General features: G+C 48.6%; 11 protein-coding genes. 7 read left to right on the top strand and 4 right to left on the bottom strand.

The features are described from left to right. Nucleotides 1-43 precede the first annotated feature (43 nt). Together JT719_RS05010 and JT719_RS05005 are read left to right on the top strand one after the other, a co-directional pair. Nucleotides 44-973: an ABC transporter ATP-binding protein gene (locus tag JT719_RS05010; protein WP_207433268.1), complete on the top strand. Its 930-nt coding sequence runs from the start codon at nt 44-46 to the stop codon at nt 971-973. Then, nucleotides 970-4,593, top strand: a complete 3,624-nt coding sequence (locus JT719_RS05005) for an ABC transporter permease/M1 family aminopeptidase (protein ID WP_207431396.1) — start codon at nt 970-972, stop codon at nt 4,591-4,593. Before JT719_RS05010 ends, JT719_RS05005 begins: the two co-directional genes overlap by 4 nt. Before the next feature lie 1,041 nt (nt 4,594-5,634). Here JT719_RS05005 and JT719_RS05000 read toward each other — a convergent pair. From JT719_RS05000 to JT719_RS04990, 3 genes are all read right to left on the bottom strand, one after another. Continuing rightward, nucleotides 5,635-6,348 (bottom strand): RibD family protein, encoded by a 714-nt coding sequence (locus JT719_RS05000; protein WP_207431395.1) that lies wholly within the window; start codon nt 6,346-6,348, stop codon nt 5,635-5,637. A 108-nt stretch (nt 6,349-6,456) separates the two neighbouring features. Next, nucleotides 6,457-6,879: a DUF1810 domain-containing protein gene (locus JT719_RS04995; RefSeq protein ID WP_207431394.1), complete on the bottom strand. Its 423-nt coding sequence runs from the start codon at nt 6,877-6,879 to the stop codon at nt 6,457-6,459. Between the two features lie 289 nt (nt 6,880-7,168). Then, entirely contained in the window at nt 7,169-8,008 is an 840-nt protein-coding gene (locus tag JT719_RS04990) for an alpha/beta fold hydrolase (RefSeq protein ID WP_207431393.1), read from the bottom strand. A gap of 730 nt (nt 8,009-8,738) precedes the next feature. Between JT719_RS04990 and ypfJ the strand changes: the two genes are divergently transcribed. Then, nucleotides 8,739-9,641, top strand: a complete 903-nt coding sequence (gene ypfJ, locus JT719_RS04985) for a KPN_02809 family neutral zinc metallopeptidase (RefSeq protein ID WP_207431392.1) — start codon at nt 8,739-8,741, stop codon at nt 9,639-9,641. A gap of 95 nt (nt 9,642-9,736) precedes the next feature. Continuing rightward, nucleotides 9,737-9,892, top strand: coding sequence for a hypothetical protein (locus JT719_RS04980; protein ID WP_207431391.1), 156 nt, complete (start codon nt 9,737-9,739; stop codon nt 9,890-9,892). 67 nt (nt 9,893-9,959) lie between these two features. Here JT719_RS04980 and JT719_RS04975 read toward each other — a convergent pair whose 3' ends face one another. Beyond that, nucleotides 9,960-13,976, bottom strand: coding sequence for a hybrid sensor histidine kinase/response regulator transcription factor (locus JT719_RS04975; RefSeq protein WP_207431390.1), 4,017 nt, complete (start codon nt 13,974-13,976; stop codon nt 9,960-9,962). Between the two features lie 1,305 nt (nt 13,977-15,281). Here JT719_RS04975 and JT719_RS04970 point away from each other — a divergent pair. The 3 genes from JT719_RS04970 to JT719_RS04960 are packed head-to-tail and all read left to right on the top strand — an operon-like array spanning nt 15,282 to nt 23,373. Beyond that, nucleotides 15,282-18,416 carry a SusC/RagA family TonB-linked outer membrane protein gene (locus JT719_RS04970; RefSeq protein ID WP_207431389.1) on the top strand — a complete coding sequence of 1,045 codons (3,135 nt, stop codon included), beginning with the start codon at nt 15,282-15,284 and terminating at the stop codon, nt 18,414-18,416. Between the two features lie 58 nt (nt 18,417-18,474). Next, the gene (locus JT719_RS04965) at nt 18,475-20,313 is read left to right on the top strand and encodes a RagB/SusD family nutrient uptake outer membrane protein (RefSeq protein WP_242693073.1); all 1,839 of its coding nucleotides are present in this window, start codon (nt 18,475-18,477) and stop codon (nt 20,311-20,313) included. Nucleotides 20,314-20,352: 39 nt separating this feature from the next. Beyond that, on the top strand, nt 20,353-23,373 hold the full coding sequence (locus tag JT719_RS04960; protein ID WP_207431387.1) for a SusC/RagA family TonB-linked outer membrane protein: 3,021 nt from the start codon (nt 20,353-20,355) through the stop codon (nt 23,371-23,373). Nucleotides 23,374-23,386: the final 13 nt, after the last annotated feature.

The following is a 23,386-nucleotide window of genomic DNA, read 5'->3' as shown; positions in this document are numbered from 1 at the left end:
AGACCTACTTCTGAAAACATTCAACTGCACAAGCATGAAATATATGGACAACCACACCGAGAGCCTTCTGATTAGGAACGTCTCTAAAACCTATGCCAACGGCGTTCAGGCATTGACGAACATTTCACTGACCATTCCACCCGGCATGTACGGTTTGCTGGGACCTAACGGGGCCGGAAAATCAACGCTGATGCGCACCTTGGCTACGCTGCAGGAACCGGACCAGGGGCAGATTCACTTGGGGAATTTGGATGTGGTGAACCAAAAGGAGGAAGTGCGCCAGAGCCTCGGCTATTTGCCGCAGGATTTCGGGGTATATCCCAAAGCCACCGCAGAGGAACTGCTGGATTACTTTGCGGTGCTCAAAGGCTTTACTAATAGGGCCTCCCGCAAGGAAGTGACCGAAAGCCTGCTGAAACAAACCAACCTCTGGGACAAGCGCAATCAGAAATTGGGCGGTTATTCGGGCGGTATGCGGCAGCGTTTCGGGGTGGCGGTCGCGCTGCTGGGCAACCCCAAACTCTTGATTGTGGACGAACCCACGGCCGGACTAGACCCTGCCGAGCGCATCCGGTTTTTGAACCTGCTGAGTGAGTTGGGCGAGAACAGTGTGGTGATTCTCTCCACGCACATCGTGGAGGACGTGTCTGAACTGTGCACCAACCTGGCCATCATCAATAAAGGAAGAATTCTGTTGGAGGCGCAAACGCAGAAGGCGGTGGCTTCCCTGAGTGGAAAGGTATGGCGCATGCTCATTGAGAAAAAAAAGCTGTCTGCTGTAACCCAGGAGCACCAGGTCATTTCTGCCAAGTCTCTGGGAGGGCGCACCCTGGTGCACGTGTATAGCCCGGTAGACCCAGGCAGCGGTTTTGAACCCGTAGTGCCAGACCTGGAAGATGTGTACTTCAGCGCCATGACCGGGGTGCAAGGGCAACACGCAACGCTTATAGAAGTGGAGGAGGTACAGCCATGAAGTTCCGGAAGATTTTTCACCTGGAGTTTACCTACCAGCTTCGGCAGGTGTCTACGTGGGGGTACTTTGCGGTCGTGTTCGTGCTGGCGTATCTCTTTCTTACGGCCAACTACGCTTCTGATGCGCGGGAAGGGTATGTCTTGCTCAATGCACCCATTGTTATTGCTGCCGTCACCGTGTTATGCTGCGTTTTCTGGCTGTTGATGAGCGGAGCGGTAGCTGGCGATGCGGCGGCAAGGGATGTGCAGACGCGCATGGTCTCCCTCACCTACACCTCGCCCGCCAGCAAAAAGGACTATCTGGGCGGAAGGTTCCTGGCAGCCTTTCTGCTCAACGTGCTCGTCCTGCTAGGCATTCCGGCGGGTATCTTCCTGACCATCTATTTCACGGGGATAGAAGCTGAAATTCTGGGTCCGTTCAGACTATCGGCCTATCTCAGTTCATACTTCTATCTGGTGCTACCCAACGCGTTTATCGCCACGGCTATCCAATTCTCTATGGCGGCCCTTACCCGCAAAGGCATGGCCAGCTACCTGGGCGGCGTTCTGCTTTTTGTGGCGGCCTACGGGGTGGGGCAGGGTTTGGGCGTGATAAAAGGCCCCATAGACTGGGGCACGCTCGTTGACCCCATGGGTTTTACGCCGGTGCTAAGCCATTTAAGTCTTGAATGGAGCCCCCTGGAGACGAATACGCGCCTACTTACCCTAGAGGGAGCATTTCTGGCGAACCGTGTACTTTGGCTGTGCCTAGCGATGGGCATGCTGACGCTCACCTATTTCCGTTTTCAGTTCATTTTACCAGAAACAGGCCAAAAACGGAAACAGACCCTTCAGCCAACTACTACAAAAGCTACGCTGTCGTGGCTGACTTGGGAAAGAGCCGAATCGTTGCCGCAGGGGCGGGGAAGCTTCAGTTTCAATACCAACCTGCACCAATTAAAGCTTCTCACATTCAACTCCTTCTGGGCACTGGCAAAAGCCAAATCTGGACTGCTGTTGTTGGGTTTTATTGCGGTGGTGGTAGGTCTGGCCATGCCCGGAAATTTAAAGAACAAGGGCGTTCCTATGCTGCCCAGAACCGACCAGGTGTTAACTATTCTGGCGGCTCCCTTCACCGAGCCCGGAAAGTTCTGGATAGTCATTTTCCTGCTCGTTATTTTCTACGCCGGCGAGCTGGTCTGGCGCGAACGGGAAAGCGGCCTCCACCAGCTCTCTAACGCGGCCCCGGTGCCCGAATGGGTGCTTTTCCTCAGCAAGTTTTTATCGCTGGGTCTCCTGTTGATGGCCTGCCTCGTTTTCCTGTTGTTTTCCGGAATTCTGGCCCAAATCGGCATCGGCGGAGCCGAGGTGGAGGTAGGACTATACCTGAAAGTGCTCTTCGGGTTTCAGTTGGTAGAATGCCTGCTTTTTGCCCTGCTGGTGCTGGTGGTGCACGTGGTGGTCAATCAGAAGTACCTGGGGCATTTGGTGATGCTGCTTGTTTTTGGTCTCCTGATGTATGCCCCTAACCTGGGGCTGGAGCACAAACTCCTTGTATTCGGGTCTAGCCCCAAATGGTCTTACACCAACATGGGTGGATTTGGTCCATCGGTGGCGCCGTGGCTGTGGTTTAAATCTTATTGGGTAGCGTGGGCGCTGCTGCTGGCGGTGGTGGCAAGGTTGCTTTGGGTACGTGGCCAGGAACAAAGTTTAAAGGCGCGGCTACAGTTGGCTCGTCGTCGGTTTACCCGCACTACGGCGTTGACCACGGTCGTGGCGGTGGGAGGGATTCTCCTGTTGGGCGGCTTTATCTTTTATAACACCAACGTGCGGCATGACTACCTCAACTACTCAACCTTAGCTGCGCAGCAAGCAGCCTACGAGCATCGCTATAAACAATACCAGAACGTGCCCCAACCTTTGCTCACTGGCGTAAAACTGCAGGTAGAAATGTACCCTTCCCAGCGGACGGTTGAGATATCTGGCACTTACCTGTTGGTAAATAAGAGCCAGGTGGCCATTGACTCAGTGCATTTGGCGCCAGGGGCGGGCGTTGAAACAACTTCGGTTCACTTTGACAGACCAGTAAATGAAGTGCTTTTGGATGAGGAGCTAGGCTTCCGCATGTACGCCCTGGCGAAGCCCCTGCACCCCGGCGATTCGCTACGCCTCAGTTTTCAGGTAACCTACAAAGCCCGTGGCTTTGCCAACAACGGAGCCGATGCACAGGTGCGGGAAAATGGCACCCACTTCCGGAATATGGAGTGGCTTCCGGTCATCGGATACCAGCCGTACCGGGAACTGGATGAGGCCGCTGCCCGAAAAACGTATGGCCTGACGCCTCGCCCCGCTACTACCTCGCTCTACGATGTGGCCGCCCGCCGGTATGCCGCGTTTCCTGAGCGCATCAGCTTTGAAGCCATTGTAGGTACCGAGGCCAACCAACAGGTGGTGGCGCCGGGTACTTTGCGCCGGACCTGGACCAAAGACGAACGCCGTTACTTCCATTACGCCACAGATGCCCCCATCCGGAATGAATACGCTTTTTACTCGGCAAATTACGCGGTGCAGGAGGGGAAATGGCGAAACCCGTCGGCTAGCCTGGGGCAGGAAGTTTCTATCCAGATTTTCTATCCGCCGGGGCTTACGAAGAACCCGGAGCGGATGGTTAAGAGCGCAATTGCTTCGCTGGACTACTACACGAAGCAGTTTGGACCCTACCCGCACCGTCAGCTTCGGTTCGTGGCGCATCCTGGGTATAGCTTCGGGAACCACGCTGCGCCCATCAACATTACCGCGGAGGAAGGCTTTTTCCTCCTGAACCCGGAGGCGGATGAGCGAGGTTTTGACTTGGTGACAGCCGTGGTGGCGCACGAGGTAGCGCACCAGTGGTGGGGAAACCAGCTCAAACAAGCTTATGTGGAGGGAGCCGGCTTGATTTCCGAGAGCCTAGCCTGGTACTCTGCCATGGGCGTGCTGGAATCAGCCTACGGATCTGCGCACAAGAAAAGGCTGTTAAGTTTTCTGATGGAGGAGTACGAAAACCCGCAGACCAAAGCAGCCTTACCGCTGCTGCACGCCGACGACTGGTACCAAAGTTACCGCAAAGGCCCCATGGCGCTGTATGCGCTGAGCCAGTACATCGGCAAAGACAAGGTAAACGGGGCGCTCCGAGGCTTGCTCCAGAAGCACCCTCCAGGCAAAGTCCCGTTCCCCACTTCCCTAGACCTCTATCAGGAACTGAAAGCGGCCACCCCAGACTCGCTCCAGTACCTGCTTCACGACCTCTTCAAGGCCAACACCTTCTGGGACCTGAAGGCGAGCAAAGCCATCGTGAAGCAGACCAAAGGGGGCGCCTGGCAGGTGAGCATCAATGTGCAGGCCCGCAAAACGGTGGTAAGCGAAGCCGGTTTGGAGAAGGAAGTTCCTTTAAAGGATTGGATGGAAGTAGGAGTTTATGCAAGTGCCAAAGCGGGAGAGGAGCTAGGCAAACCGCTTTACCTACAGAAACATTTCATTCATTCAAAACAGCAGACCATCACGGTGACGGTGCCAGACAAGCCCTCACAAGTGGGTATAGACCCCAATCACCTGCTGATTGACTGGAACCTGAAGGATAATGTAACAGAAGTGAAAATGTAGCGTCGTTACACTGTAACGACGTGTCTCTATGCAACAAAAACGGTTCCTCTTGTACATACCTTTCTTCTAGGCATAAAAAACGGTAACCTTTGTAAGGTATGGTTCAAGAAGGTTTGAAAAGGCTATAGCTGCGAAGAACCACGTCGTTACAGTGTAACGACGCTACAAATGAATCACCTCTTATGAGAAAAGAAGGCCTTGCAGATCTACGATTTGCAAGGCCTTCTTTTTTATGAGTTAAGTGTACCCTAAGCTGTAACTTCTTGAATCAATTTAATCCTAAGGTTGCAATGGGTATTTGAAGGCACATAGTCACAATAGCCCTTTTTACTTCTTTATTTACCTCTCTGCGTCACAGTCTGCGAGCTGTGCAGCGGGGCGTAGAAACTTCCCACGACTCTTGGCTGAAGTACTGACGGTTGGCAGAGGAGGGGTGCCTACGTACTTAAACAGAAGGATGTAAGTGCCACTATTTTGGCATCAGCTTCTCTTTCCATTTTCACATCCTGATGCTCAAAATACAGCCGTAGCACCCACATAAGCCCCAATGACATCAGCACTGCAACAACTGCAAGTATTACCGTAACCTTCAACCTAACCGGTTTGGGGAATCCCCGACGAACCATCCAACGGTTCATGAAGACAAGGAACGCAACGGAGGTACTGGTAAGAAAGGAAAGAAGGAAAGTATCTGAAACCATCATGTCAATTAAGCATCTGGAATAACCAGATTCCCCAACACAGGAATTCCAAACTGGAAAGGACTATTACCAACTAAAGAAGATTTCTGTCACCAGGCGAATTCCTCCCACTTATCTTCAGCTTACGATAGATGAAGAACAAGATAATAGGGGAGATGAACAAGGCAATGAATACTAGCATGGGAATGAAATTGAGGCTATAGTGCCCCTAGAGATCACATAAAGCCCCAACACGACCAACCATTCAATCAACCACCGTCATCAGGTAAACACAGACAGAGGTCAGAATAACACGGACTAGGCCAACTGAATGCAATAATAACCCAGTGTCTATGAAACCCTATCTCCCAGTTTCCTGGTCTTTGACCACCAGATACCTGATCCACAGGAAATCATCATAGATGCGGTCCACGGACTTGATTTTGAACTGCGTGGCTTTCCTATTTTCATATCCTTCCGCTGCCTCAAACACCGTAGGGGAACCTATGGTACCGTCGGCTACCGGGGCCAGAACGAGGCTGAACTCGTCTATCAGGCCTGCTTCCAGAAAAGAGCCATTCACGTGACCACCGCCGTCAATGCGCACCGTCCTCATACCAAACAGGCTGTAAAGTTTTCTGAGCACCAGGTCAAGGTCTAATTCCTCTCTTCCTCCGAAGATGTACGACACGTTCTTGCTTCTGAGGTGCGCCAAATAGCCGGAAGGCACTTTTTCGGTCAGGACCTCAATCACGTGCTCGGTAGAGACCATGTTGGTATCCCAAAAGCATTTCCCTGATGGGTCAATTACCACCGCATAGGTTTTCGCCTTCTGTTCCGCCACAAAATCTTCCTTCGGGATAGAATCATGATCTCCCTCTAGGGAATAGGTTTCTTTGCTGGAAAATTCCTGCATAGTCACCCGGCCCACTAACCAGGCATCTGCTTCAATTTTCTCGGCGGTTTCTTCAAAGTACTTATGATGGTCTTTAAATCCCCAGATATTCTGTTTGATCCGGCCATCTACAGAACCCAGCATGTGGCAGATGACATAGGGCTTATTGGTTTCTAACATTTACGTTTTTGCTTTATAAATTTAAAACTAAGCAATAAATCCATTTTAAGTGATTTGATGCTTAATGGAAGTAAGGACAAAATTCACCTTTCTTTCTGCCAAGCAAAGTTAGCGGCGAAGTAGTTGTAAGGTTTTATCGTCTTGTTTGCCGTTGAAGAATTTCTGCAAAACTTCTCTGAACACAGGGTTTGTATCTGGTAAAGAAGCGAACAAGGTCATAGAAGATTTGAGTTTCAAGTCATCAGGGCTTCCAAAAATGCGGTGGGCATTGTTCTCTTCCAGTTTCATAAGTGCCTCGCAGATCTGCACGAGCCTGCTGCCTAAAACAGGATGCTTCATATAAGCATCGGCTTCCTGTAGGTCTATGATCCCGTAGAAGTTGGAAGTCTCGCTAAAGCCCAGCCCCTTTATCTGGGGAAAGATATACCACATCCAATGGCTTTGTTTTCTTCCTCTTCTAATTTCAGAAAGCGCCACCTCATAGTCTCTTTCCTGAGCGCTCAGGAATCTTTGCAAGCCGTTCTCTTTCATGGGAGTGGTATAAAAATATTTCTTCGGATGTATACGGCAGATTCTTCTCAGAATGATGAATCTAATTTAGATGGGTCAGTTTGATTTAGCTATAAACATTGTCCCCTGTAGTACCCCTGAGAACAAGCAAGCATTAAACAACTGTTCACTTAAAAGCAAAAGGTCGGGACCAGTAATTACTGGCCCCGACTCTTAGAAATACTTACCTACTTACTCAACCACAAACTGCCGGTATGATTTAGACTTGTAGGAAAGCATTCTGGAAATGCTTTCCAGGTTTACCTGGGCACTATGCAGAGGTGATAAAGGAGATGAGGTCCCGGTTCAGCTTTTCTTTGTGGGTGTAGAAAAGCCCGTGGGGTGCATCCTCATACACCAGGTACCGGCTGCCGGGGATCATGGCGGCGGTGCGGTCGCTGCTGGCTTTAATGGGAACGGTTTCGTCGGCGTCGCCGTGAATGATCAGGGTCGGTACCCGGATGGCCTGCACGTCGGCCCTGAAGTCGGTCTGGGCGAAAGCTATGACGCACTGCTGCGTGGCTCTTGGGGAGGCGACTGAGGCCAGCATACGGTAATAGTCCAGCAGGGGCGCGCTGACCGGGTGGTTCATCAGGCTCACCCCAAAGAACTTCTTACCGAAATCGTCCAGGAACCCGATCCGGTCCTCCTTGAGGTTGGCCATGATCTCCTCAAACACGCTCTGGTCTACCCCCTCGGGGTTTTCTGAGGTCTTGGCCAGGAAAGGAGGGACGGCGCTGACCAGCACCAGCCTGGATACGCGCTCGCTGCCGTACCGGCTCAGGTACCGCACGGCCTCGCCACCACCCATTGAAAAGCCCACCAAAACGGCGTCGCGTAGATCCAGGTACTCCAGGATGTCTCTCAGATCGTCGGTGAGGGAGTCGTAGTCGTAGCCCTGCCACGGTTTGGCGGAATGTCCGAAGCCCCGCCGGTCATAGGCGATGACCCGCAGCCCGGCACTGACAAGGTCATCTACCTGGTACTCCCACATTTCCTTGCTCAGGGGCCAGCCGTGAATCAGCACAACCGGGCGCCCCGCACCATAGTCTATGTAGGAGAGCTGTAGCTCCTCACCAGTAGTCGCATCCTGCTTGACAATGAATTTCATAGGTTTATTAAGGTTGGTGGTTGGGGATATAAGTAGGTACAGCTATCCCCCTGCTTTTGTTTGCCACGTACAGTATATTCACCCAAGAAGGTTTGTTCATTATACCTCTTCGGTACCGATTCGGACACCTAAGGACCTGTCAAGGGGAAGGACGGGCATTCGCGAGAAGGGGCGGTGGGGATAGCCCTAATCACCCGTTCGACATCCAAGAGGAAAAGTTCAACTTGGGAATCCGTAAGCCCGCTTTTCTGTCTATCTCCTCCATTATGATGAGCGATTTCACCGCCATGTCCTGGTCAGAGGAGGAAACCCTTGCTATTTTCTCCAGATTGGTTTTGGATAGCCGCCTATGAAATAAGTGACTATTGGGACGTAGTTTGCAGGGACGCAGAACAGGTTGTACACCGTGTTGTTTGCGTTCAGGAGCATACTCTCTGATAGCCCACGTCAAAGCCATTAGACCCGCCCAGGTTTGTCACGGCACCTTTTCGAGCTGTGAATCTCTATCAAAATCTTGGTTAAGACTCGGCAGTCACTCCCCGGTTAGTGAAAGGTTTCTAATGGGCAAGACAATTTAACCTGTACACCTATATAGGTCTACAGTTGAATCTGCGTGCATCCTAGTGGAGGCGCCTACCGTTATACTGTTCGTACAGAGACGGAGCTTTCCGGTAGCCAAGTTGGGAACAATCCAATGCGTTAACATTTACTTATTTCAAAACAGATACACATGAAATGGCAAGGCAGAAGACAGAGCAGCAATATAGAAGACCGTAGAGGAGAAGCAGGAGGCGGGTTCGGAGGTAGGGGAGGAGGCATCAGCCCCATGCTGCTTATACCCTTGTTCCGACTACTTTTCTCGAAAGCAGGGCTGGTTGTAGTCGCTATACTGGCCGTGGTGTTTTTTCTGACGGGAACCAACCCCATAACCCTCCTCCAGCAGTTCGTGGGTGGAGAACCGCAGTACGCCCAGTCAAGCAACTCCCCGCGGAGTCCGGAGGAACAGCAACTGGCCGAGCAGACAGCCACAGTGCTGGCAGATACAGAAGACGTTTGGAACAAGTTACTGCAAGGGTACCGGGAGCCTACGCTGGTTCTGTTTTCGGACCAGGTAAAATCCGCCTGTGGGCTTACCTCATCCGCTTCGGGGCCCTTTTATTGTCCCGGAGATGAAAAGCTGTACATAGATCTGAGCTTTTTCGGGGAGATGGAAAACAGGCTGGGAGCCGAGGGAGACTTCGCGCAGGCTTATGTGGTAGGCCATGAGGTAGGGCACCATGTGCAGAAGCTCCTGGGTACCATGGAGCAGGTAAATGCGATGCGGGGCCGGTTGTCAGAAACGGAATTCAACCGACTGATGGTAAGGGTAGAGCTTCAGGCTGATTTTTACGCCGGTTTATGGGCCCACCACACGCAAAGGGCAACCGGGTTCCTGGAGCCCGGAGACCTGGAAGAGGCCCTGAATGCGGCAAGCGCCATTGGTGATGACCGCCTGCAGAGGCAGTCCACCGGGAGAGTGGTGCCGGACTCCTTCACCCACGGCACCTCTGCCCAAAGAGTCAGGTGGTTCAGGAAAGGCTTCGAGACAGGCGACATGTCACAGGGGGATACTTTCAACGCAACCGAGTTGTAGGGCAACAGCAGTGACGGAAAAATCGGGGTTGGATCACTAAGGAAGGTGGGGTTTGCAAGGTTCAGTAATTAGTCACAAATAAATCAGAGGAAACAATGACTACAAGATCAGGAGACCAACAGAAGAAGCAGCGCCAAAAAGAATTTAAGGAAAGGAAAGAGCATCAGGAACTGCTGAAAGCCGCAGCAAAGAAAGCTAAACGCGATGCAGCAGATAATGATGATGAAATTGACAGGAATCCCAAAAAATAGGATTGAATTGGAAAAGCAAGGACAGTTAGAGGTATTGGCATAGCCTGAAGTAATAGGCAAGGTAATTCTAACGATTTGCATACGCATCCATATAGGCCGTAGGAGATACCCCGTAGAGTTCCTTGAATGCACTAGAAAAAGACGTGAGGCTTGAGAAACCCACCGCAAAGGCCACCTCAGAGATATTCAGATGTTTGCTGGAGAGGAGCTCTGCCGCTTGCTGCAGGCGAACATTCCTGATAAAATCACTTGTGGATTGATTCGTGAGTTCTTTCATCTTACGATGTAAGTGTACCCGACTGATACCAATCTCCCTGGTAATCATTTCTATGTTCAAGGCCGGGTTGCCTATGTTCTTGTTGATGATCTCAATGAGTTTAGCCAGCAGTTTTTCATCTGCTGACTTAAGGGCAACTTTCTGAACTTTATCGGTCTGGTGCTGATTGCCGCTGAAGTTGTTTCGGAGCATCTTACGGTTCTTGATGATGTTCTGAGCCGTCTTTTTCAGGATTTCAATGTTGAAAGGCTTCACCAGGTAGGCATCGGCCCCAATACCCAAGCCTTCCAATTTGTCTTCTTCTTCTGATTTGGCCGTCAGGAGGATAATAGGAATGTGGTTAACGGTCACATTCTGTTTGATTTTCCTGCACAGGGTAATGCCATCCATTTCTGGCATCATCACATCACTGATAATCAAATCAGGTGTTTTGTTCAACAAAAGGGAAAGAGCTTCTTTACCATTTGAACTTTCCATAATGTGAAACTCGCTAGAAAACTCCTCACAGATATACTTCCTGATTTCATCATCATCATCCACCACCAACACGTGGCTTTTGGTGGTGGATTTTGGTTTAACCTTTTCCACTACAGGCGCAAGTGTTGGTATAACTTGCACGGCAGGCTCAGATTTCGGCAAAGAAACCGGTGTTTCCAGGAGTGTTTCTGTCTGTAGGTGGTCTTTCCCAAGGGGTAAACGCAAGATGAAGCGCGTTCCTCGCCCATCGGGGTTGCCTTCTGCCCTTATGCTGCCATGGTGAAGGGCCACAATGGACCGGGTCAGGTGCAGACCAATGCCAGTGCCTCCCACAAAATGGTTATGGGCGGCCTCCACCTGGTAAAAGCAATCAAAGATTTTCTCCCGCTCGCTTTCCTCTATGCCAATTCCATTGTCAGAAATAATAACCTCACAATAGTTGCGCAGTTCATTTGGCGCGGATAGGTCTTCCCCGGCGTGGAGGTAAACTTCAATTCTTCCGTTTTCGGGTGTGAACTTGAAGGCGTTTGAAAGCACATTAAGAATTGCCTTATCAAACTGGTTGGGATCTACCCACACCGGTAGCTTTTCAACGTCATGATGGAACAGGAAGTCGATGTTTTTGGCCTGGGCTTGCTCGTCGAAAATGGCGGAAAGCTCTTGCAGAAAGCCAACCATTTCAATTTCCTGAAATCTCAATTTTAATTGTCCCTTGTCAATCTTACGGATATCCATGAGTTGATTGATCAGGCGCAGGATACGTTCAGAATTACGTTGCATAGTAGCGTAAGACTTCTGACGCTCTCCATCTTTGTCTATGGAAATCAGTTTTTTCAGCGGGCTCAAAATCAAAGACATAGGTGTCCTGATCTCGTGGGAGATATTGATGAAGAACTGCAGTTTGGCATCGTTGATTTGTTTTGCTTGCAGGTGCTCCTGCATTTTCTGGCGGGTGCGTTGCCGAAGTCTGATTTGCATCACAACCAACATGATAAGCCCTGCCAATATAAGCGCGTAAATAACCTTTGCCCAGGCAGATAGATACCAGGCTGGGGAAATAATGATGGTAACCTCTTTGCTGTCAGAAGTAAGGCTATACTCTTTTGCCTTTACCCTAAACCGGTAAGTCCCTGGGGCTAGGTCAGTAAAGTTCACCGTGTTTGTTCCGGGCCGTAGGCTGATCCAGTCCTCGCCCTGCAAGGAGTACTGGTATGTGATCCGCTCTGGATTGGCAAAGTCCAGGGTGGCTAATTCTATACTAAAGGAGTTGTCATTGTGCGAGAGGCGGAATACGTCAGCATCCATTACTGCGGTATCAACAATATCCTGCCCACCGGAGGCCATTCCCTTCTTCACGGCTTGATTATGAAGGTAAAAGCCTGTGATACGTACTTCCAGCTTTTTCCCGGGGGCGGAAATTACATCGGGAATTTCCTCAGGGTTGAAATACGTGATGCCATTGATGCCTCCAAAGATGATTTGTCCTTTTCCATTCACAAAGGCAGCGCCTTTGCTGAATTCATTGCCTTGTAAGCCATCGTTGGCATAATAGTTTACAAACCGATCTTTGGTGGGGTTCAGCTTTGACACACCGTAGTTGGTACTGATCCAAAGGTTGCCAGCCGCATCTCCTTTCACAGCACAAATAACATTACTGGGGAGCCCGTCCTCTATGGTGTAGGACTTAATTTCATTTGTCCTGCTATCCATATACTTCAGTCCCTGTGAGGTACCAATCCAGATATTACCTTTTTGGTCTTCATACAAGGAGTAAACTATCAGGCCATGCAGCAGCCGGTTGGTCCCGAGTGTAGAGACAAAGCTTTTGGTTTTCATGTCCAGGCAACCAATGCCATCATAGGTTCCTATGTAAAGTCTATCCTTGCTGGTCAGCAACAGGCAATTGATCCAGCGGTTATGGAGGTGATTTTCTTTTCCTGTGTTGGGAGAACCAGGGACGGCGTCGTAGTGGGTGACCTTTTGCGTGCGTAAATCCAGGGAAAATAAGCCAGCTCCCATACTGGCAATCCATAGGTTCTTCTGCCGGTCTTCTGTGATACTATAGATTCGCTCCACCAAATTGGAATTCTCATCCCGAAGGGTTGAGATATAGTCACATTTTCCAGTCTTGCGGTCTAACTTCGCCAACCCATTTTGGTACGAACCCAACCAAAGGTTTCTGTTGGAGTCCTCGAAAATACTCATGATGGATGAAGACACGGAAGAGGGGGAACTCGTGCGGCTGAAATGCGCTATCTGTTTACCGTTCGCACCTAACCCATACAGGCCATCGCTGTCTGTACCAACCCACAGGGTTTTCTCGTGGTCCTCAAAGAAACTCAGAATGGCGTTGGAGCCGATGGTGTTGTTATTGATGGATTTATACCCAATGTACTTAAAGTTACTGGCACTAGCCGGTAGCAGCATTACCCCTTTCTGGTAAATCCCTAACCACAAGTTGCCCACCTGGTCTTCCAGGATGGAGTGCACCTTAGACTTTTTGAAATCAAAGGTTGTGACATTGAAATTACCTTCTGTGATGATCTTTTTTGTCAGGTCGTAGATCTTTACACCCTCACCATCGGTTCCAATGTAAAGCATGTCCTTTCTCCCCAAATGCAAAGTGTTGATAGGTAGGTTGGAGGAGGGGAGATACGGAATCTTTTCAAAGCTGTCGGTTGACCTTCTATGGACGAAGAGTCCATTGCTGGCACTGCTCACATACACATTCCCCTCCTTATCCTGGCAAATACCAGTTATGGTGTTTCGGGGAGAAGTTTCGGAACCAGGAAAATACTTTTTTTTGCCATCCTTGCTGATCCGGGAGAGCCCTTTGTCCTGGGTACCTACCCAGAGACTCTGGTCTTTGTCTTCAAAAACATAATCAATGACATCTCCTGGAATCCTCTGTTTGATTGGTTGGATTGTATATTTCTTTCCCTCAAACTTTAGCGAATAAACCCCAAAACCAGAAGTTCCGATCAGTATCTCACCATTCTGCCGTTCCATGATGTTAAGAACGTGGGCATCGTATTCCTCCCTACCTTCTGGCAGCAGGGGGATTTGTTTGAATGAATCTGTCGCATGGTCATACATCTGCAGACCATTATAATACCCTACTAACAGGTGACCTTTTCTGTCCTCAAAAAGGAAGCGAACATAATTATTTAATATGGAGTTAGGGTCCTTCTTGTCCTGTCTGTAAATAGTAAATTTTGAACCATCGTATCTGTTCAATCCATCTTGAGTGGCCACCCAGATGATGCCTTTACTATCCTGATATACCTGATGGATAAGACTGTTGGAGAGTTCCAAATCTACAGAAAACATTTTCCCAGACTGCGCAGTCGCCGCAGTATGTATCCAAAGGAGCAGACAGAAAAGTTTGAGTTTTACCTTCACTTCAAGGGGAGTTGGTTTTTTTTCCGATTCATGAAGATCCTCTAACCACCGCACCTATTTACAAGAGTGGTGATGCACCTTGTAAAGGATGAGTTACGTTTCCAGATCTAGTGAAATCCCTTTCACTTTGATGAATCCCTAACAATAAGCTATTTACTAAAAATGCCTGGAGTTTTATAAAGATATTTGTAAAAATGACAATAATCTTTTTGCTGACTCTAAAAGTGTCAATCTCTGAATCTTTCTGGCAAAGAGAAGAAACCGAGGTACAAGTGTTGCTGTACTGAAGAGACTGACCTGATCTTTAGTCTTAGCTAACTCTCTTCCTTTCTTGGTGCCTGTAAACTTACATTCGCTTTAAAGCTAATCAGGCACAAAGCCTTCTGGAGTTTACCGCACATCCATCTATGACACACCCTGTCGTTTCTTATCATCTTCAAGTCCCCATTTTACTGCTTACAATTTAGATGTCAGTCAAGGCAGTTTTGCCGATTTGTCAAATAACTTCTGTTAATGGGCCAAAATCTTTCCTCGGGCAAAAACCTTCATTCCTTTAAAATCTGGGGGGTGTGTAACATCAGATTCAATATATGTTACACTAGGTTTTGTAAATGTAACCTGCTGTGAAAGACGTGTTACATGAATAAGTTCGTCTTAAATCCTAGCAAAATACATTAGCATATGTTTTTCAGAATAAACTGAAGAATAGAAAAACCATTGAAGTTCTATTTTAAAAATAGTACAAGAACAATGATATTATGTTAACAACTGCCTGGTGCAAGACTATAGGGCAGTTACTAACCAAACCTCGGCGGTAGTCAAATAGGGGAGGCCTAAGGGCGAGAGGAAATAGAAGACTGTTTAGTGCGCAATATCTATCCACGGGTTTTGTCTTAACCATCACCAATAGAAGAGTTTACACAATTACTAGCCTGTTTAGAAAAATGTAAGGTGCAATCAGCAGATTCATTTGACTCAACACCTTCTATCCTTTGAACCAACCTGGGTGAGTAGAATCTATTCGCTGAAATTTCAATAGCTGTAGGGTTGATTCTGCTCCTGAACACCACAAAACAACCAGTTCATAAATGAAAAGCATCGGAGTAATTCAACTACTTATTAAATGAAAATGGCATGAGAAAATTTCTACGACAAAATCGGCATATACTTAAGTATGCCTGTATGGGGGTTTGTGTTCAATGCTTTTTTGTTGGTACATCATGGGCATCAAACATGAACCCACAACCCAAATCCAGGAGTGAGTTCAACCTGTTAGCAGAGAAAACTGAAAGCTTGGTTGATAGGAACAATTCTCAGCAAAGCAGGACAGTCACCGGCAGGGTTTTACTGAGCGATGATGATCAAGGCTCACCAGGAGTGAGTGTGTATGTGAAAGGTACCACCATTGGTACCTCTACCTCACTGAACGGAGAATATTCCATTAATGTCCCTTCTCCGGAAGCAGTGCTGGTTTTTAGCTTTATCGGGTATGTTACCCAGGAAGTAGTTGTAGGCAGTAAATCGCAGGTCAATGTTACCTTGAAGGCGGATGTCAACAGCCTGGAAGAAGTTGTGGTGGTAGGTTACGGAGAGCAGAAAAAAGAAAGTGTGGTTGCCGCCATCACTCAAACAACCGGCAAAGTGCTGGAGCGTGCCGGAGGGGTGTCCAGTATTGGGGCAGCATTGACGGGAAATGTACCGGGCGTAGTTACGTCGGCCAGTACGGGTATGCCTGGTGAAGAAGATCCTCTGATTGTGATTAGGGGATCAAGCTCCTGGAATAACTCCTCACCACTAGTGCTGGTGGATGGTATAGAGCGCCCCATGAATAGTGTGGACATTAGCTCAGTGGAGTCCGTCTCAGTGTTAAAAGACGCTTCTGCTACGGCTGTGTATGGTTCCAGAGGGGCCAATGGAGTCATCATTATCACCACTAAAAGGGGAGCCGAAGGGGAAGCCATGATTCGTGGACGGGTAAACTCCACCGTGAAAGTTCCTTCCAAATTGCCCGGCAAATATGATGCGTATGATGCATTATGGGTCCGTAATAGGGCAATAGAAAACGAACTAGCACTTAGGCCCGCTGCCTGGAATGATTATCTTCCTTCAGCTATCATTGACAAATACCGTTTTCCGGCTAATGAGGAAGAAAGGGAGCGCTATCCAAATGTAGACTGGGCAAATACCTTGTTCAGGGATTATACCATGTCTTATAACGCCAGCTTAAATGTAAGCGGTGGTTCTAAATACGTGAAGTACTTTACCAGTGCGGATTTCCTGCGTGAGGGAGACCTCATGCGGCAATTTGACAACAACCGCGGGTACAAACCAGGCTATGGCTTCAACCGGTTGAATGTACGCAGCAACCTGGATTTCCAAATCACCCCCACCACTGTTTTCAAAGCCAACCTCTCCGGTTCATACGGAGTGAAGAAAAGCCCCTGGGGGGCTACCGGGAATGAGTACGGTATGTGGATTGCCGCCTACAGCAATGCCCCTGATGTGTTTCTTCCCCAGTATTCAGATGGCTCCTGGGGGTACTTTGCACAGAATCCAGGTTTAGCTGAAAACTCAGTAAGGTCCTTGGCTATCAGCGGAATCCAATATAGGACAACGGCGCGCCTTAACACAGATTTTGTACTGGAGCAGAAACTGGACATGCTCTTGAAAGGGCTTGATTTCAGAGGAATTATCGCTTTAGATAACACTTTCATTGAAAGAGACAGAGGTGTAAACGACTTGTACAATACTACGCAGGAAACCTGGGTAGATCCTGCAACCGGCACCGTTGTTTACCGCCAGAGCTTTGACCCTAATAACCGATTTGATTTTCAGGAAGGTGTCAAGTGGTCTGCCACCCCGGGAGCAGTTGATAACGGGGCTTCTTTCCGAAGACTTTTTTACCAGGCTCAGTTGAATTACAAAATCACCGTAGCAGAAGACCATGACATCACCGCTATGGGGCTTGTGAACCGCAATGAATTAGCTACTGGTAGTGAGGTCCCACAGTTTAGGGAAGACTGGGTATTTCGTACTACTTACAACTACGCAGGTAAGTATATGCTGGAGTACAACGGCGCCTACAATGGATCCGAGAAATTCAGCAAGGAAAACAGGTTTGCTTTTTTCTCTTCTGGAGGCATAGGATGGGTACTTTCCAGGGAGAAGTTTATGGAATCCCTCACTTTTCTGGATATGCTGAAGGTACGGGCATCTTATGGCGAGATAGGGGATGATAATATCAATGGAAGATGGCTCTACTTAACCCAATGGGCCTACGGCGGGCGGAGCCGTCTTGGTATCTCTGGAGAAGCAGCTGAGCAGAGTCCGTACACCTGGTACAGGGAAACCTCGGTTGGGAACGAGGACGTTCGTTGGGAGACGGTTAAGAAATATAATGTTGGTCTTGACTTCGGATTTCTCAACGGGGCTATCCACGGGAACATAGATTTCTTCCGGGATGAACGCAATGATATTCTCCTGGCTGGTGGCAGCAGATCAATCCCCTCTTATTATGGTACGGTTGCTCCCGTTGCCAACTTAGGAAGAGTTCAGAATCAGGGGTATGAGTTTGTGCTTAACCTTGAACACAAACTAAGAAACGGAATGCGCCTGTGGTCTAACCTTAACATGACCCATTCCAAAAATAAAGTACTGGATGCCGATGACGCCGGATTGTTACCCGAATACCAGAAGAGGGAAAACAAGCAGATTGGACAAGCCTACTCTTATGTGGGTCAGGGATATTATAACAATTGGGATGAACTGTATGCGAGCACGCCACACAACACCAATGATAACCAGAAAATGCCTGGTAACTATTTAATCACTGACTACAATGGAGATGGGGTAATTGATCAATTTGACAATATCCCTTACGGATTTACTGGTACGCCGCAAAACACCTACAACAGTACCGTTGGGTTAGACTGGAAAGGGTTCAGTGTATTTGTTCAACTCTACGGCGTGAACAATGTAACCAGACAGGTGGTGCTTACCAGCCTGAGTTCCCAGAACCATGTGGTGTACGAAGAGGGAAGTTACTGGTCTAAGGAGAATACCAATGCTGACACTCCTATGCCCCGTTGGCTTTCAACTCCAAGTGGATACAACAGCGCAAGCCGGTACATGTATGACGGCTCCTATCTACGCCTGAAGAATGCGGAGATCGCCTATACCTTCAATTCCAAGGCAGTTAAGAAAATTGGGTTCAACAATGTGCGGGTGTATCTGAACGGAAATAACCTCTATGTGTGGACCAAAATGCCAGATGACCGGGAGTCCAATTTCGCAGGGACAGGCTGGGCTTCACAGGGAGCTTACCCCACAGTGAAGCGCTATAATCTGGGAGTTGACATTGTTTTTTAACTGAAAGAATATGAAGACAAATATACGAACTTTATTACGGTGGAGCCTGGCGCTCTGTATGATGTTAACGGTCTCCTGTGAAAACTACCTGGACGTAACCGATGAGTCTGTCATAGCGCCGGAGGAGGCATTTAAAAACTTCACAAACTTCCAAGGGTATACCGAGGAGCTTTACCACTGCATCCCCGATTTCTCCAATGCCTATTGGACAAACTCATGGAACTGGGGAGATGATGAAATACAGTCTACGGCCCGTGATTTTCATTTTGGGGTTAAAATAGACAATGGAAATTTCTGGGGTTGGCAGTCTCAGCATGACGGTTGGCAAGCCGGCTGGATGGACAGAAACAACACCTCCACCAATGATGACCGATTCACTAAGTCCATGTGGAGACTAGGTTGGTACGGAATCAGAAAAGCCAACATGGGCTTGGAGAACCTGGATAAGATGACAGATGCCACCGAGGAAGAGAAGAACCTGATCAAAGGGCAACTGCTGTTCTTCAGAGGCTGGTTCCACTTCCAGTTCATGCAGTATTTTGGCGGGCTGCCTTACATTGATTACGTACTACCCAGCGATGAGAAATTGACCTTGCCTCGCCTAAGCTACCAGCAATGCGCGGAGAAAGCGGCTCAGGACTTCAGAGCTGCCGCCGATTTACTGCCTGTCAACTGGGACAATACCACTGCAGGAAAAAGAACGCTGGGAAAAAATGACCTCCGGATCAATAAGATCATGGCGCTTGGGTATCTGGGCAAGAACTATCTGTGGGCTGGGAGTCCATTAATGAATTTGGAATCAACCGGGAACAGAAGCTACAACCCTGAACTGTGCAAGAAGGCCACAGCGGCGTTTGCTGAGTTGCTGAAGTTAACCGAAAGCGGTGAGGCTCCCCATAAGCTCGTACCCTTCAAAGACTATTACAAGAATTTCTATACCACTGGTCAGAACTGGCAGATACCCGGTAGTACCGAAGCCATTTTTCGGGGGCCTTACTACGGGGCAAATGGATCAAACTGGGGTACCAGTAAGCAATATCAGCCATCACCTATCTTAACAGATGGCGATGTAAAATTCCTGCCTACGGCTAACTACGTAAATTACTACGGAATGGCCAATGGCCTTCCCATCACTGACATCACAAAGGCTGATCCTGAATCTGGGTATGATCCTGAGTACCCATGGCGCAACCGTGACCCCCGGTTTTACAATGACATTGTGTATGATGGGGTAAAAGTTGTGATGGGATCCATTCCTGATGCCGTCAAGGATGACCGGTATGCCAACCTTTTCACCGGAGGGAATTACAGGAATGTGAGTACCGGGAGCCGTACGGGGTACCTGCTCTACAAATTCATTCCTATCACTGCCAATAAGTATGACAACGGATACGATTACGGCAACAGCCTTAATATTCACCTTCCCTGGATGAGATTGGGGGATGTCTACACCATGTATGCCGAAGCAGCCGCGCAAGGGTATAGCTCCCCCGTTGGCAAAGACCCAGGATACAGCAAGACCGCTGTGGACGCAATCAATGTGCTCCGTGACAGAGCGGGCGTAGGGCATGTAGCCGATAAGTTTCTGGGGTCACTTGACCTGTTTATGAGTGAGGTAAGACGCGAACGAGCCGTGGAACTCGCTTTTGAAGGCCACCGGTTCAATGATCTTCGTCGCTGGTTATTGCTGATTGAAAGCCCTTACACACTGAAGACGTCACTTGAATTTAACCGTACCGGAGTTTTCAATACGACAGATCCTAAACAGAACAGGGTGGTCAATCTACGTGAACAGGTTATTCTGGAGCGGAAATTCAGTAGTAAACACTACTGGTTGCCTTTAAAGACCGCTGATGTAAGCATGTACTTAGAATTCAGCCAAAACCCAGGCTGGTAAAGGGCAAAATCCAAAATAGGTATTCAAAACTTGAGCAAGATGAAACACATCTATATAGTATTCCTATGTGCATTGGTCACGGGTTATCCCTTGGTACTGAAAGCACAGACAACGGACAAGATTGATATAAAAGCTACTGTTCGCGGAGTGGATGGAAAGCCGCTCAGAGGAGCGACCGTCAGCCTTGGAAACGATGACGCTGATACGGTAACCGATTCATTAGGAGCCTTTTCTTTGAAGGTTTCTCATAATTCAACTTTATCGGTGAGTGCTTCCGGTTACGAGCAGAGATCAATTGAGGCAACTCCTGTATTAAGTGAAATCAACCTGGCGCCTCTTGACGATGCCCTTCCAGTACAAGTCGCTTTTCGGAAAGTAAACAAAGGGAGTGTTCCGGAGGGGGTTTCAGTGGTTCAATTATCGGAAATTCTAGAAAAGAGTTACACTACGAGCAGCCTGGAAGGGATGGAGGCGTTTGCCGGCGGGTTCAACGGCAACATCTGGGGAATGGACGGCTACCTGTTACTGGTGGATGGCGTGCCCCGCGATGCTGGCAGTGTCATGCCTACGGAAATTGAACAGGTGACTTTCCTTAAGAGCGTGTCCGCTGTGGCTCTTTACGGAAGCCGGGCTGCCAAGGGTGTTGTGTACATCACCACCAAGAGGGGAGAAGCGCAGGAACAACAAATCAAGGCAAGGGTAAACGCGGGTATGTTCGTCCCGAAGGTGTATCCAAAGTACCTCGGCTCCGCTGAGTATATGACCTTGTACAATGAGGCCCGGCAGAACGATGGCTTGGATAAACTATACAGTGATGCCACCATTTACAACCACGCTTCAGGGGCCAACCCTTTTCGGTACCCAGACGTGGACTACTTTTCGCCTGATTATCTGAAAAGGACCTATAATCGGTATGACGGTACCCTGGAAATCTCGGGCGGCAACAAGCAAGCCCGCTACTACACCAATATGGGTTTCAATACCGCCGGGTCTCTCCTGAACTTCGGAGAAGCGAAAAAGAACAACAGAACCGAACGCTTCAATATACGGGGGAACGTTGACATTGATCTGAATAGCTTTATCACTACCCGGGTAGATGCTTCCGCGATCTACTACAATGGATACGGGGTAAACACAAATTACTGGAACGGTGCCGCCACACTTCGGCCCAACCGTTTTGCTCCGCTCATCCCCATCAGCATGATAGAGGAGAGTGACGAGGCTTCCCAACAGCTGATAAAAAACAGTAATTACATCATTGACGGTAAGTATCTGCTGGGAGGTACCCAGTTAGACCAGACTAACCCGTTTGCTGCTATCTACGCCGGCGGCAATAATAAATTCACCAGCCGTCAGTTTCAGTTTGGCACTGGAGTAGGGGTAAATCTGACTAATGTGCTGCAAGGATTAACCTTTGAGACCAACTTCGGAGTGGATTATTCTACCTCTTATAACCAATCCTTCAACAATAATTACGCAGTATACCAACCAACCTGGAACAATTATGCCGGGTATGACCAAATCAGCAGCCTGACCAAATTTGGGCAGGATTTTAAAACCGGGGCTCAAAACGTCAGCAATAGCTGGTACCAGCAAACGCTTGCCTTTTCTGCCCAATTCAATTACCTGACTACCGTACAGGAAAACCACCATGTATCGGCTTTGCTCATAGCCAATGGTTTCCAACAATCCCAATCTGCGGTGTACCATAAAACCAGCAACGCCAACCTGGGACTCCATGTAGGGTACGATTTTCAGAATAAATACTATGTTGACTTCAATGGTGCCCTTGTACACTCAGCTAGATTGCCCGAGGGTAACCGGCAGGCTTTTTCACCAACGGCCTCTTTAGGCTGGCGCATTAGTGAAGAGGATTTCTTAAAAAATTCTTCTGTGGTGGATCATCTAAAATTGTCCCTCTCAGGAGGTGTATTGCACACAGATCTGAACATCAATGACTATTATCTCTACCAGAGTATCTACACCCAGACAGACGGAGCCTGGTACAACTGGAGAGATGGCGCCCTTAGCCGAACCACTGACTCAAGGCGGGGAGAGAATCCTGACTTTACGTTCTCAAAAAGAGAAGAAGTAAGTCTTGGGATAGAGGCATCCTTCCTCAATAGACTGGTTACGTTTGAAGGCTCTGTTTTTGCCAATAAAATGACCGGCAATGTAGTACAGGCTTCAGTTCTATACCCCAGTTATTTTAACACTGGTTGGCCAAATTCCTCCTTCATTCCCTATGTCAACTACAACGATGACCAGCGGGTAGGTTTTGATTTCAATGTAAACCTGAATAAACGCTTGGGGGAAATAGACTGGACCTTGGGATTGGTAGGAACTTACTATGATTCTAAAGCCACCAAGCGGGCCGAATTGTACGAAGACGAGTATCAGAACCGGAAGGGTAAACCGCTGGATGCTCTTTGGGGATTACAGAATGCCGGTTTCTTCAAAAATCAGGAGGATATTGACAAATCACCCACTCAGTCTTTCGGTCAGGTAAAACCTGGAGACATCAAATACAAAGACCAGAACGGAGATGGCATCATCAATACCCAGGATGAAGTCTATCTTGGAAAAGGTGGTTGGTACGGGAGCCCCCTAACCATGGGCATCAATCTAACTGCTAAGTGGCGGAACCTTACCTTCTTTGCTTTGGGGGTAGGTAGATTTGGCGGGTATGCCATGAAGAACAGCTCCTACTTCTGGGTAGACGGAGAAGACAAGTATTCTGAAGTGGTGCGGGGTCGCTGGACCCAGGAAACCCAGAATACGGCTACTTACCCACGGCTTACCACCCTTAACAGTGACAACAATTTCCGCTCTTCTGATTTCTGGCTTTACAGCACCAACCGGTTTGATTTAGCCAAAATACAGGTCTCCTATGGTCTTCCTACTTCCTTCCTGAAGAAATCCTTTCTCCGGGAGTGGGATGTGTATCTCAGTGGCGCTAACCTGCTAACCATCTCCCCAGAGCGCAAAGTGATGGAGTTGAACGTGGGGAGCTCACCCCAAACCCGGTTTTACAATTTTGGTCTGAGAGCCTCATTCTAATTGGTTTTGAATA

The sequence above is a fragment of the Sabulibacter ruber genome (assembly GCF_017355955.1).
GTDB lineage: Bacteria > Bacteroidota > Bacteroidia > Cytophagales > Hymenobacteraceae > Nibribacter > Nibribacter ruber_A.
The sequence above is the reverse complement of the archived record's forward strand: the minus strand, read 5'-3'. Positions and strand labels throughout refer to the sequence as shown.